The following is a 12,699-nucleotide window of genomic DNA, read 5'->3' on the forward strand; positions in this document are numbered from 1 at the left end:
AGAGCGTTCCGCACACCCGCCTCTCGGGCGATGTGTGCGGAACGTCCTTGCCGTCGACGGACGGGGAAGTCGACGGACGGGGAAGTCGAGGGACGGTGCCGTCGAGGGGTGGCTCTCGAACGCTAGGGTGTGTGGTCAGCGATCGGAGGACTGTGTGGGCCTGAACGACGACGCCGGGCGCCGCGACGGCCGGACGGAAGTGCTCCGCGACACTCGAGCGGAGGAGCGCGTCGACGATCCGATGGTCGAGGTCCGCGACCTGCGCAAACAGTACGGTCGCCGTGGTCCGGTGGCGCTCAGGGGCATCGACTTCACGGTCGGTCGCGGCGAGCTCTTCGGACTGCTCGGGCCCAACGGCGCCGGCAAGACCACGACGCTCGGCATCCTCACCACCCGGGTGAGGCCGACCTCCGGCACCGCGCGGATCGACGGCATCGACGTGGTGGCCGGACCGCAGGCCGTCAAACGGCGGATCGCCGTGATGCCGCAGCAGAGCAACCTGGACCGATCGCTGACCGCCCTGGAGAACCTGACGTTCCACGGCGCCTACTACGGCATGCGACTGAAGGACAGGCGACGGCGCTCGCGCGAGCTGTTGGAACAGTTCGGATTGGCGGACCGCGCTGACGAGCAGGTGGAGAACTTCTCCGGCGGTATGGCGCAGCGCCTGCTCATCGCGCGGGCGCTCATGCACCGTCCGCCGCTCCTCTTCCTCGACGAACCGACCACGGGGCTGGATCCGCAGTCGCGGTTGTTCCTCTGGGACCGGGTGACCGACCTCCACCGATCCGGCACCACGATCATGCTGACCACGCACGACATGGCGGAGGCGGATCGGCTGTGCGAGCGGATCGCGATCGTCGACCACGGTGAGCGGATCGCGCTGGACACCCCGGCCGGTCTGCGGGATCTGTTGCCGGGTGGTCGCGGCATCGAGCTGGTGTTGGACGCCCCCGAGGATCCCGCTCCGCTGCTGGCAGAGCTCGGGGAGACGGAGTCCGCCGAGCTCGAGCAGGGGCGGTGGCGGGTGCGGTGCTACGGCGACAGCCGCCTGGGCGAGGCGATCGCGGTCGCCGAGCAACGGGGAGCCGTGGTCCGGGACGTGCGACGGCTCGAGGGCAGTCTGGAAGACGTGTTCGTGCACCTGACCGGGCGGGAGCTGCGATGAGTGTCGTGACGAGAGACAGTGACCTGACGAGAGACCCTGACCCGATGCTGGCGCGCGCGACCGGGGTCCGCGCCTTCCTGGGCCTGCTGCAGCGCGACATCTGGAACACGCTCCGTCACGAGCTCGGGGGTTTCCTGGCGCAGTCGCTCATGCAACCCTTGGCGTTCCTTTTCGTCTTTGGCCTGGTCCTGCCGGAGATCGGTGCGGTGGACGAGTCCTACGCGACGCAGCTGTTGCCGGGCATCATCGCACTGACGCTCGTGCTGACGGCCCTGCAGAACGTGGCGCTGCCGTTGGTGATCGAGTTCTCGTACACCAAGGAGATCGAGGACCGGCTGCTGGCGCCCATCTCCCCGCTGATGGTGGGGGTGGAGAAGCTGGTGTTCGCGACCGGGCGGTCCCTGATCGCCGCGTTGCTGATCCTGCCGCTCGCGGCTCTGATCCTGCCGGGTGGGGTGCAGACCGGCGGTGCGAACTGGGGAGTGTTCGCGCTGCTCCTGATCGTCGGCGGCCTCGCCGGGGCGTCGATCGGGCTGGTGCTGGGCACGTCGGTCCCGGCGCGACGCATCAACATGGTGTTCGCGTTGGCCCTGACGCCGCTGATCTTCACCGGTGCCACGTTCTACCCGTGGCAGCTGCTCGATTCCCTGCGGTGGTTCCAGGTGCTGACGCTGTTCAACCCGCTCACCTACGTCTCGGAGGGGATGCGCGGCGCCCTGACCTCGTCTCCGCATCTGGGGGCGGAGTGGATCGCGCTCGGGCTCGCGGTCTCGACGGTCGCCTTCGCTGCGGTCGGTCTGCGCGGGTTCATCCGCCGTGCGGTGGATTGACGACTCCCGTCCGGGGCGTGCGACGGGTGCACCCCTCGGGTCGTGAGGGGTGAGCGTCAGTATCCGCGGCCGTACTCGACCACGGACAGCAGGTCCTCGCCGTCGACGAACCTGCGGAGGTTCTCCGCGAGCGGCCCGGCCATCTCCTCGGTGAGTCGCCCGGCCGGGTTGGCGACGTGCGGGGTGATCACCACGTTGTCGAGGCCGAACAGCGGGTCGTCCGGCGCGGGCGGCTCCGGATCGGTCACGTCGAGCGCGGCGCCGCCGATCAGGCCGCCGGTGAGCGCGCGGTACAGGGCGGCCTGGTCGATGAGGGGCCCGCGGGCCACGTTGACGATCCAGGAGTGCGGGCGCAGCAGCGCGAGGGTGCGGTCGTTGATCAGGTGACGGGTCTCCGGGGTGTCGGGCGCGGCCAGCACCACGTGGTCGGCCTGCGCGAGCACCTCGTCGGTCTGCTCGGCCGGAGCGGTGAGGGCCGCTCCCTCGACCGGGCGACCGGACCTGGTGACGGCGAGGGGCCGCGCTCCGCAGGCGGTGAGCAGCGGCACGAGCTCGCGGCCGATGCCGCCGGCGCCGATGATCGCGACCGAGGCTCCCCTGAGGGTTCGCACGGCCGGATCGACGGCCTCCTTGGCCCAGCGGGTGTGGGCTGACCGGACGACCTGCCGGGTGCCCGCGAGCAGCAGGGCCAGCGCGTGCTCGGCGACGCCCCGGGCGTAGAAACCGGACGCGTTGGTCCAGGTCCGGCGGTCGTCGAGCACTCCTGCGGCGACGAAGTGCTCGATCCCCGCGGTGCTGAGCGCCACCCACTCGACGCTGTCAGGCAGGGTCGGGAACCCCTCGGGGCCGCCGATCCACACCAGGACCCGCGCCTCGTCGAGCGACACCACCGAGCCGCCCGCGCCCTCCACCGCGGCGACGAGGTGGGGGTCGCGGGTCGGCTCGACGGCCACGCGCAGAGCGGCGGCGTCACCCGGGGTGGGGATCATCTCGGCAGGGCCTTCTTTCCCGTCTCGGCGATGGTGGACACGGTGAGGAGCCCGATCACGCAGACCCCGATCACCCAGTATGCGGGCGCCATGCCGCTGCCGGTCCAGGCGACGAGCTGCGCGGCGAAGTACGGCGCGGTCCCTCCCGCGACGATCGTCCCGATGTTGAAGCCCAGGGCGACGCCCGTGTAGCGGACGCTCCGGCCGAAGAGCTCGGTGAACAGCGGGAACGCGGGCACCTGCACCACTCCGTTGAGGACCATGTAGACGAAGTACACCAGCCCCACCACGACGATGCTCTGCGTCGCACCCAGCACCATGAACACGGGGACCGCGATCACGATGTAGGACAGGTATCCCGCGATCAGCACGGGCTTGCGGCCGAAGCGGTCGGTGAGGGCGCCGCTGATCGGGAAGGTGGCGCACGCGCAGGCGATCGCGATCGCGGACGTCCAGTACACGGCGCTCTTGCTGAACCCGAGATCGTTGGTGAGGTAGACGCTGAAGTAGGTCAGCGCGATGTAGCCCGAGCCGTTCATCGCCACGCGACGCCGACGACCTTGGCCACCGACCACGGGTGGTCCCGGAGGACGCCCAGGAGGGGGTTCTTGACGACCTCCTTCTTCTCGGCCATCGCCTCGAACTCCGGGGTGTCCTCGAGCTTCATCCGGATGCGCAGGCACACGAAGGCCAGGGGGAGGGCGAGGAGGAACGGGATGCGCCAACCCCACGAGGCCATGGCCTCCTCTCCGACGATCAGGGTGACCAGGCCGACGACGGCGGCGGCCACCGCGAACCCGAGGGTGGCTCCGATCGGGGTGAAGGAACCGAAGAAGCCCCGTCGGCTGGCGGGCACGGTCTCGGCGATGTACGTCGCCGCGCCGCCGATCTCGCCGCCGGCCGAGAAGCCCTGCGCGAGGCGGACCAGGACGAGCAGGATCGGGGCGGCGACGCCGATCGCGGCGTGGGTCGGGAGCATCCCGAGGATGCCGCTGGCGACGCCCATGGCCACGACGCTGGCGATGAGCGCCGTCCGGCGGCCTATCCGGTCACCGAGGCGACCGAAGAAGATGCCGCCGACCGGTCGTGCCACGTAGGCGACGCCGAAGACGGCCAGGGTCGAGAGGATCGACGCCGCGGGGTCCTGCGAGGGGAAGAAGAGCGGCGCGATGAAGATCGCCAGGAACCCGTACACGGCGAAGTCGTAGTACTCGATGAGGGTGCCGACCCCGCCGGCGAGCGCCGCCCGGCGGGTGAGCCGGGGGTCGGGGGTGCGCTGCGGGGCGTCCGCCGTGGGGTGGTCGGCCGCAGGTGGGGCAGCCGCGGCGTGGTGCTGCGGCTGGTGGACTTCGGTCATGGTGTCGCGTCCTTGTCGGTCAGGAGGAGTGGGCAGGGGTGCAGTCAGGAGGAGTGGGCAGGGAGTGCAGTGAGGAGGAGCGGTCAGGAGGTGCGGTGGAGAGGGGGTTCAGGTCCGCGCGGGGGCGTGCTCGGCCAGCAGCAGGTCGTACGAGCTGCCGGCCTCGATGATCGCGACGGTACGAGGGTTGGGTGGGCTCCCCGTGATCCGGGTGCCGGTGGTGGCCTCCAGGGTCGCGGTGCGCCAGTCGAGCGTGATCTCGTCGCCCTGCGTGACCGCCGCGGTGACTCCCGGGATGGTGATCAGGGGCATCCCGTTGAACGTCTCGCCCCGCCAGAAGCCGGGGGAGAACGACTCGGCGACGACGGCGGCGATCCCCAGGTCCCGGAGGGCGATCATCGGCGGGTAGTGCGGGTGGCCGTAGCCGAAGTTCCGGCCTCCCACGACGATGTCGCCGGGCCGGACGCGCTCGGCGAAGCCGGGGTCGAAGTCCTGCATGCACGCCGACCGCAGGAGCTCGCGGTCGTAGGTCTTGATGTTGGCCACGCCCACCACAAGGTCGATGTCGAAGTCGTCCCCGAAGACCCAGGCGACGCGGCCGGTGATGACGTCGGGCGGCGGCGGGTACGCGCTCATCGGGACGCCTCCCCGATGGTGCCGGTGATCGCACTGGCGGCCACGGTGTAGGGCGAGCCCATGTAGATGTTCGCCTCGGGGCTGCCCATCCGGCCGGTGATGTTGAGGACGCCGGTGGAGATGCAGTTCTCGTCGGGTCGGAGGGGTTGTTGGTAACCGAAGCAGAAGTCGCAGCTCGACTCGGCGATCGTCGCCCCGGCGGTGCGCAGGACGTCGAGGATCCCCTCCGCCTCGGCCTGGGCGAACACCTTCTTGGACGTCGGGACGATGTTGAGCTCGACCGACGGTGCGACCTTCTGCCCGTCGAGCACGAGGGCGGCCGCCCGGAGGTCCTCGATCCGTCCGCTGGCGCACGACCCGATAAAGGCCCGGGTGATGGGGGTGCCCTCGAGCTCGGCGGCCGTAGAGGTGTTGGCCACGCGCGCCGAGCCCGGCCGGACGACGCGGGGCACGAGCGTCGACAGGTCGATGCTGTGGCGTGCGGCGTAGGTGGCGTCGGCGTCGGGGTAGACCGGCTCGAACTCTCCGCGAGCGACCTCGCCGGCGTAGGCGATCGAGACGTCGTCGGGCTCGAAGATCGCCGACACCGCGCCGGTGAACATCGCCATCCCGCACAGGCCCTGCCGGTGGTCGATCGCCATGTCCCGGGCGCCGGGACCGCCGAACTCCATGACCTGGTGGGCGCAGCCGTCGGCGCCCACCAGCTCGATGATGGTGTGGACCAGATCGCGACTGTCCACCCCGTCCGGGAACGTCCCCGTGAGCTCGAACCGGGTGGTCCGGGGGATGTCCACGTGCACCTGCCCGGTGACCCAGGCCTCGATGAGGTCGCGTCGGATGCCCCAGCCGAGGGCGTTGAAGGCGCCCACCCCGCTGATGTGGCCGTCGAAGTGGACCAGGAAGTCACCGGGGGTCGCCAGGCCGAGCTCGGCGGTCAGTTGGTGGCCGATCCCCTCGGCCTCGTGGAGCTCGATGCCGTAGAACTCGCACCAGTCCCGGGTCACCTGGTGGACCTCGGTCTCCCGCTGGTCCTTCCTGGTGAGCATGTGGTCGATGAACACGACGTACCGGCCGGGGTCCTCGAGCCGGGTGATGCCGAAGTCCTCGTGCATCTGCCGGAACATGACGTCGGTGTACCCGGGGAAGTCGTAGGCGATCATTCGCGAGGGCCGGACGGCGTGGTTCTCCCCGGCGTGCACGGTGGCCTGGTCGGTGGTCCTGGCGAGGATCTTCTCCGCGATGGTGAAGCCCATCGGTCATGCCCCCTTCGCGGGTAGGTACTCGTTCTGCATGGCCTCGACCTCGGGGAAGCCGATCATCTCGACGAACTCGTGGTGCGCCATCGCGTCCGCGCTCACCTCGGCGGGGGGTTCACCCGCCGCGAGGCGACCCAGCACGGTGCGGGCGGCGCCGGTGGTGGCCATCAGCAGCTGGGTGGGCAGAAGCGCCAGCCGCACGCCGATTTGATCCAGGACCTCGGGCGTGAACTCCCGCTCCGTCCAGGTGGACGCGGTCAGTGTGGCCATGAGGGAGACCCCGACCTCGGTGTGGCAGCGCTGCCATTCCTCGACGGTGCTGAAAGTCTTGGTGACCGGCATGATCATGTCGGCGCCGGCCTCGACGTAGGCCCGGCCGCGCCGGAGTGCCTCGTCGCCGGTGGCGTCCGTGCGGGCGATCAGCAGGACGTCGTCCGGGGTGTTGTCGCGGACGGCGCGGATCTTGCCGACGGCCTCGGGGACGGGGATCAGGTCGACGGGGTCGCCCACGCAGATCGGGCAGGACTTGGGGGAGACCTGGTCCTCCATGAACATGCCCTGCACGCCGGCCTTGACGAACATCGTCGCGGTGCGGGCGGCGTTGACGGCGTTGCCGTAGCCGGTGTCGATGTCCGCGACCACCGGGAGGCTCGACGCGGCGGTGATGGAGCGGATCGCGGTGAGGTTCTCGCTCATCGTGTAGAGCTCGGCGTCGGGGAGCCCGAGGGCGGCGGAGATCGCGAAGCCGGAGGCACACAGTGCGTCGAAGCCGGCCTGCTCGGCCAGGCGCGCCGTCAGTCCGTCCCAGACGCCCGGCGCGTACACGACCCCTTCTGATGTGAGGTGCTTCAGGGTGGGCGCGGTCATCCGGGCTCACCTCCATTTCGTATAGCGGAACGCATTTCGTCATGCGATACGAAGCTAAACGTGGTCCGCGTCACATGTCAAGTGCGGGCGCGCGGGCTGGCCGCGAAGTCGGCTGCCTACGATGGACGAGGTCACCCCGTCACCCGGACAGAACAGGACCTCCCCGTGCCCAGTCCGCCCAGGCCCACGTCGCCCGGATCAGACGCGTCGCAGAGCAGGGAACTGGTGGGCGCGCTCCTCAAGGCCTGCGCGCTCCTCGACCACTTCGGGGCGGACCGCTCCACGTGGACGCTCAACGAGCTGACCGAGGTCAGCGGCATGAACAAGACGACGGTGCACCGGCTGATGGCGACCCTCATCCACGCGGGGTGGGTCGACCGGACGCCCGAGGGCGGCTATCGGGTGACCGTGCGACTGTTCGAGATCGGCGCCTCGGCGCTCGCGGATCTGGACATCCGCTCGGCCGCGCGGTCGTTCATGACGGGCCTGGTCGCGGAGTTCGGGGACACGGCGTACCTCATGGTCCCGGCGGAGGAGGGCGCCGTGTGCATCGACAAGGTGGAGGGGAGCGGGAGCCTCGTCGTCGCCGGTATCAACGTCGGGACCGTCCTTCCGTACCACGCCGCGGCCGGACCGGTCGCGATGCTGGCCCACTCCCCGGAGCTGCGCGAGGCCTGGATCCGGCAGGGTCTGAGCACCTACACCCCCCGCACGGTCCACGAGCCGGGCGCCCTGGCCGCCCATCTGGACGAGGTGCGCGCCGCCGGCTACTCGCTGAGCGAGTCCGACTTCCTCGAGGGGGTGTCCGCCGTGGCCGCACCGATCCTCGACGACGCGGGGGCGGTCCTGGGGTCGATCAGCATCGGGGGGCGCTCCGAGAACTTCACGGACGAGATCCTCGAGGCCAAGATCGCCCGGGTCAGGCGGGCGGCCCACCGGATCTCGTCCGCCCTGCAGGCCGCGCGAGGGTGACGGCCGCGGGTCGGGAGGGTGGGTAGGGGTACGACGACGCCAACGTCGGCCCCTGAATCGTCGGAGGTCGCCGCTCGCGGGAAGGTCAACTACTCTTGACATAAAAAGTCAAGGCTGGTTAACATCGGTCCATGGCAGTCCGAGAGTCCGATGCGGCCGGATCGAACCCGGTCCGGGAGTGCCGCAAGGTCCAGCGGGTCACCCAGGCCGAGCTCGCCGAGGCGGTGGGTGTCAGTAGGCAGACGATCATCGCGGTCGAGCGGGGCGACTATTCGCCGTCGGTGTATCTGGCGATCCGTATCGCGAGGACCCTGGGGCGGTCGGTCGAAGAGCTTTTCACTCTGGAAGAGGAGTCCCGATGAATCAGCGCAGCAGCGTGTTCGACAGGCTGTCGGACCGGGTGATGAATCTCGACAGCCCGGCGTACGGGGACGAGCGCGAGCGCACCGTGTTCATGGAGGCGAGTGCATTCGGACTCTCGGTCGGTCTGTACGCGGGGCTGGCGGGGTCCGTCGTGTCCGCGGCGTTCGGCCTGATCCTCCTGCCGACGGTGCTCCTCGTGCTCACGATCCTGCCCGCGGCGGCCACCCAGTGGTACGCGCGGCGGCGGGGAGTCCACCTCAACGCCCTCGCCGAGAAGTCCGGGGCCAGGTCGACGATGGTCACCATGGTCGCGGTGTGCGCACTCATGGCCCTGACGTTCGCCGCGATGACCTACACCGTCTTCGCCGGTCAGCCACTCCTGCCCTTCCCCTCGGTCACGGTGACACCGGGGGATGGCCCTCTCGGGGGTGCGGCACAGGGCGCCGTGGTCGGTGGGATGGTCGGAGCGGTCGCCGGGATCATCGGTTCGATTCTGAGCTACCGCAAGGCGAACCGCCGGAAGTAGCAGCGTCCTCCGCGCGGGCGGCCCACCGGATCCCGTCCGCCCGGCAGGCCGCGCGAGGGTGACCGGTGCGGGGGAGAGCGTCGGTGACGACGACGACAACGCCCGCAGCCACCCGGGGCCGAGCCGCCGCCCGGTCGAGCAGGACACGCCGCGTCGAGAAGTCGTCCGGTCGCTGACCGACCACCCTGTCTCCCCGGCACAACTGCCCGGCCTTTCTTTGGCGTCCCGGGCCGTTCTCAGGCACCTGGCCACTCCATAGTGTTGCGGATCACACCGATCCCCATCACTACGAAGGTTGCCGGATGCCCATGCACACTGACCTGCTCGGATACTTCGTCTGGAACCGGACCGAGGGTCTCGACTCGCCCTTCGCCCGGGACGAGAGCACGGCGCTGACCTCCCGCGAGTTCTCGCAACTCGTGGCGGCGTACGCCCGGATCCTCACGAGCCACGGCGTCGGCGAGCGGGACGTCGTGGCGGTACACCTGTCCAACCGGGTCGAGTTCCTCGTCACCGTGATGGCGGCCTGGAGCCTGCGTGCCGTCGCGACGCCGGTCAACCCGGTCCTGGCCCCGGCGGAACTCGAGCACCAGCTCGGGGACTCCAACACCCTCGTCGTGGTGACCGAGTCGCCGGACGCCATCCGCGCGCTCACCGTCTCGCCGACGGTGCTCGATGTCGCCGAGTGCCCCACCACCGGCGAGACGATGCCCACCGCCACGTGCACGCCGGAGGACACCGCGCTGCTGGTCTACACATCAGGGTCCACCGGACGCCCCAAGGGTGTCGAGCTGACCCACGCGAATCTCGAGCACATGACCCGCGCGCTGGCCGAGCATGTCGACGCCCGCCCGGACGAGCACTGCCTGCTGGTCCTGCCGCTGTTCCACGTCAACGCCATCTGCGTGAGTTTCCTCCTGCCCGCCGCCGTGGGGGGCCGCCTCACCCTGCTCCGGCGCTTCAGACCGGAGACCTTCCTCGACGCGATCGAGGAGCACCGGCCGACGTACTTCTCCGCCGTTCCGGCCATCTTCGCGACCCTCGCCGACACCCCGGGCGCCGAGAACCGGGATTTCTCCTGCCTGCGGCGCGCGATCTGCGGCGCGGCCCCGGTCTCCAGGGAGCTCCTCGACCGGGTGACGGGCGTCCTCGGCATCCCGGTGGTTGAGGGGTACGGCCTCACCGAGGGGACCTGCGCCTCCACGTGCAATCCGCCGGGTGGCCCGATCAAGGCCGGCACCGTCGGGATCCCCCTGCCCGGGATCAGCGTCAAGGTCGTCGATCATGACGGCGGTGAGCTGCCCGTCGGCCACGCCGGCGAGGTGATGATCTCGGGCCCCACGGTGATGAAGGGCTACCTGGGGATGCCGGACGCCACCGCCGAGACCATCGAGGACGGATGGCTGCGCACCGGTGACGTCGGGAGGTTCGACGCCGACGGCTACCTCACGCTGGTCGACCGCATCAAGGACATGATCATCCGGGGCGGGGAGAACCTGTACCCCAAGGAGATCGAAAACGCGCTGGCCACGCACCCCGCGGTGCTCGAGTGCGCGGTCGTCGGAGCACCGCACCAGACCTACGGGGAGATCCCCGTCGCCTACGTCGTGACCTACGCGGACACCGACGTCACCGAGGACGATCTCCTCGAGGCCGCGCGCGATCGCATCACCAAGATCAAGCTGCCCGCGGCCATCCACTTCGTCGACGAACTGCCCCGCAACCCGGTCGGCAAGATCGACAAACCCTCACTGCGTCGCGTCGCCGCTCTCACATAGCGCCGCGCCGCCTTCCCCCACCACAACCGAGACCACAGGAGCACATCATGGGATTCACGCAGGGCGTTCCGCCCGACATCGAGCCGGCGGAGTTCAACGGGCTCCCGCTCATGGAGCGGGTGCGGATCGCGCACACACACTGGGTGGACCACGGGTTCGGCACACCCAAGATGATCAACGTCATCTACCTGGTCAAGGTGCTGATCCTGCAGATCGGCATCGGGATCACGCTGGCCACCTTGAGCTCCGGATTCAACCCGCTCGACGTGGGGAGCTGGTGGAACGAGCTGATCGTCTACCAGAAGGCGATCCTGTGGACCATGCTGCTGGAGATCATGGGCCTGGGCGGCACCTGGGGTCCACTGTGCGGCCGCTTCAAGCCCATGACCGGCGGTGTCCTCTACTGGACCAGGGTGGGCGGCATCCGGCTCCCACCCTGGCCGGACAGGGTGCCGGGCACCCGAGGGGACCGTCGCTCGCTGTTCGACGTCGTGCTCTACTGCGTGATCCTGGCCAACCTCCTGCTCGCGGTGGTGCTCCCCGGGGTCGCCGCGCGGGGGATGGCGGACCAGTCGGTGGTCAACCCCATCGTGGTGATGCCGCTGGTCGTCCTCCTGGTGGTCATGGGCCTGCGGGACAAGGTCATCTTCATCGCCTCCCGCGGTGAGCAGTACTACCCCGCGATCGTGTTCTTTACGTTCCTGCCGTTCGTGGACATCGTGGTGGCACTCAAGCTGCTCATCGTGGCGGTGTGGGTCGGCGCCGGCGTCTCCAAACTGGGTAAGCACTTCTCCCACGTGATCCCGCCGATGATCAGCAACACCCCGTGGGTCGTCTTGAAGTCGGTCAAGAGGGCGCACTACCGCAGGTACCCGGAGGACCTGCGCCCCTCCAGGATGGCCTCCGGCATCGCGCACGTCCTGGGGACCCTGGTGGAGATCGTGGCGCCGCTGGTCCTGCTGTTCTCGACCAACATCCACCTCTCGATCGGCGCCGCCGTTCTCATGGTGTGCTTCCACCTGTTCATCTTCTCCACGTTCCCGTTGGCGGTCCCGCTCGAGTGGAACATCCTGTTCGCCTTCGCCACGATCGTGCTGTTCCTCGGATTCCCCAACCAGGACGGATTCGGCGTCACGGACTTCTCCAGCCCGTTCCTGCTGGCCCTCATCGTGGCCGGCCTGGTGTTCTTCCCGATCCTGGGCAACCTGCGGCCCGACCTGGTGTCGTTCCTGCCGTCCATGCGCCAGTACGCGGGCAACTGGGCCACCGCGCTGTGGGCGTTCGCGCCGGGTGCCGAGGCCAAACTCGACGAGTTCATCGACCGACCGGCCAAGACGACTCCCGTGCAGCTCGAGTCGATGTACGAACCCGACGTGGCACGGATGACGCTCGACCTGACCCTGGGGTGGCGGTCGTTGCACAGCAACGGGCGCGGCCTGTTCTCCCTGCTCATGCACCATCTGGGGGAGGACCTGGAGAACTATGACGTCCGCGAGGCCGAGTTCGCGGCCAATACGATCATCGGGTTCAACTTCGGCGACGGCCATCTCCACGACCACCGTCTGATCGCGGCCATCCAGAAGCGGGTCGGGTACGCCCCCGGCGAGTTCGTGGTGGTGTGGATGGAGTCGCAGCCCATCCACAAGGGCACCCAGCAGTACAAGATCATCGACGCGGCGCTCGGGATCATCGAGGAGGGGTACGTCATGGTGGCCGACGAGGTCGAGGCGCTCCCGCACCTGCCCAACGGACCCATCCCGCGCTACACCACGTGGCGGGCCGAGACGGGTGGGCAACCCACGGCCGGCCGGCGCACGGCCGACCACCACGCGGCCGACCACAACTCGCCGAGCAAGCCCACGGCCGCTCACCACACGATGAGCGAGCCCACGGCCGACGAGGCGGTCAGCTCATGAGGTAGTCGCGCGCCCTGAAGTCGCGGCGACCGCCGAGGGGA

General features: G+C 69.5%; 11 protein-coding genes and 1 pseudogene. 7 read left to right on the top strand and 5 right to left on the bottom strand.

All coding sequences use genetic code 11. The features are described from left to right. Positions 1-154 precede the first annotated feature (154 nt). A complete protein-coding gene (locus G6031_RS07810) occupies positions 155-1,168 on the top strand; it encodes an ABC transporter ATP-binding protein (protein ID WP_347238462.1) in 1,014 nt (337 codons plus the stop codon). A 5-nt stretch (positions 1,169-1,173) separates the two neighbouring features. Continuing rightward, positions 1,174-1,998, top strand: coding sequence for an ABC transporter permease (locus G6031_RS07815; RefSeq protein WP_206682151.1), 825 nt, complete (start codon positions 1,174-1,176; stop codon positions 1,996-1,998). A gap of 56 nt (positions 1,999-2,054) precedes the next feature. Here G6031_RS07815 and G6031_RS07820 read toward each other — a convergent pair whose 3' ends face one another. The 5 genes and pseudogenes from G6031_RS07820 to G6031_RS07840 all read right to left on the bottom strand — a co-directional run bounded on the left by G6031_RS07820 (position 2,055) and on the right by G6031_RS07840 (position 7,103). Further along, a complete protein-coding gene (locus G6031_RS07820; RefSeq protein ID WP_182652938.1) occupies positions 2,055-2,987 on the bottom strand; it encodes an NAD(P)-dependent oxidoreductase in 933 nt (310 codons plus the stop codon). After that, a pseudogene (locus G6031_RS07825) lies at positions 2,984-4,344 on the bottom strand (MFS transporter). The gene G6031_RS07820 and the pseudogene G6031_RS07825 overlap by 4 nt, the downstream one beginning before the upstream one ends. A 108-nt stretch (positions 4,345-4,452) precedes the next feature. Beyond that, positions 4,453-4,980 carry a 3-isopropylmalate dehydratase gene (locus G6031_RS07830; protein ID WP_182652939.1) on the bottom strand — a complete coding sequence of 176 codons (528 nt, stop codon included), beginning with the start codon at positions 4,978-4,980 and terminating at the stop codon, positions 4,453-4,455. Then, positions 4,977-6,233: an aconitase family protein gene (locus G6031_RS07835; RefSeq protein WP_182652940.1), complete on the bottom strand. Its 1,257-nt coding sequence runs from the start codon at positions 6,231-6,233 to the stop codon at positions 4,977-4,979. The genes G6031_RS07830 and G6031_RS07835 overlap by 4 nt, the downstream gene beginning before the upstream one ends. 3 nt (positions 6,234-6,236) lie before the next feature. After that, positions 6,237-7,103: an isocitrate lyase/PEP mutase family protein gene (locus G6031_RS07840; protein ID WP_182652941.1), complete on the bottom strand. Its 867-nt coding sequence runs from the start codon at positions 7,101-7,103 to the stop codon at positions 6,237-6,239. A gap of 165 nt (positions 7,104-7,268) precedes the next feature. Here G6031_RS07840 and G6031_RS07845 point away from each other — a divergent pair, with 165 nt between their 5' ends. From G6031_RS07845 to G6031_RS07865, 5 genes are all read left to right on the top strand, one after another. Continuing rightward, positions 7,269-8,075 carry an IclR family transcriptional regulator gene (locus G6031_RS07845; protein ID WP_347238463.1) on the top strand — a complete coding sequence of 269 codons (807 nt, stop codon included), beginning with the start codon at positions 7,269-7,271 and terminating at the stop codon, positions 8,073-8,075. Positions 8,076-8,206: 131 nt separating this feature from the next. Beyond that, complete coding sequence (locus G6031_RS07850; protein ID WP_095717175.1) at positions 8,207-8,437, top strand: helix-turn-helix transcriptional regulator; 231 nt, start codon at positions 8,207-8,209, stop codon at positions 8,435-8,437. Further along, entirely contained in the window at positions 8,434-8,964 is a 531-nt protein-coding gene (locus G6031_RS07855) for a hypothetical protein (RefSeq protein ID WP_182644814.1), read from the top strand. Before G6031_RS07850 ends, G6031_RS07855 begins: the two co-directional genes overlap by 4 nt. A 302-nt stretch (positions 8,965-9,266) precedes the next feature. Next, a complete protein-coding gene (locus G6031_RS07860) occupies positions 9,267-10,742 on the top strand; it encodes an AMP-binding protein (protein WP_241737245.1) in 1,476 nt (491 codons plus the stop codon). 47 nt (positions 10,743-10,789) lie between these two features. Beyond that, positions 10,790-12,658, top strand: coding sequence for a DUF3556 domain-containing protein (locus tag G6031_RS07865; protein ID WP_182652942.1), 1,869 nt, complete (start codon positions 10,790-10,792; stop codon positions 12,656-12,658). The last annotated feature ends 41 nt before the right edge of the window (positions 12,659-12,699 follow it).

This window comes from Dietzia sp. CQ4 (genome assembly GCF_014145125.1).
Classification (GTDB): domain Bacteria; phylum Actinomycetota; class Actinomycetes; order Mycobacteriales; family Mycobacteriaceae; genus Dietzia; species Dietzia natronolimnaea.

Bases quoted from the DNA above. Each gene is read 5' to 3' on its own strand.
- G6031_RS07820 (WP_182652938.1), bottom strand. From the start codon at position 2,987: ATGATCCCCACCCCGGGTGACGCCGCCGCTCTGCGCGTGGCCGTCGAG.
- G6031_RS07830 (WP_182652939.1), bottom strand. From the start codon at position 4,980: ATGAGCGCGTACCCGCCGCCGCCCGACGTCATCACCGGCCGCGTCGCC.
- G6031_RS07835 (WP_182652940.1), bottom strand. From the start codon at position 6,233: ATGGGCTTCACCATCGCGGAGAAGATCCTCGCCAGGACCACCGACCAG.
- G6031_RS07840 (WP_182652941.1), bottom strand. From the start codon at position 7,103: ATGACCGCGCCCACCCTGAAGCACCTCACATCAGAAGGGGTCGTGTAC.
- G6031_RS07850 (WP_095717175.1), top strand. From the start codon at position 8,207: ATGGCAGTCCGAGAGTCCGATGCGGCCGGATCGAACCCGGTCCGGGAG.
- G6031_RS07855 (WP_182644814.1), top strand. From the start codon at position 8,434: ATGAATCAGCGCAGCAGCGTGTTCGACAGGCTGTCGGACCGGGTGATG.
- G6031_RS07860 (WP_241737245.1), top strand. From the start codon at position 9,267: ATGCCCATGCACACTGACCTGCTCGGATACTTCGTCTGGAACCGGACC.
- G6031_RS07865 (WP_182652942.1), top strand. From the start codon at position 10,790: ATGGGATTCACGCAGGGCGTTCCGCCCGACATCGAGCCGGCGGAGTTC.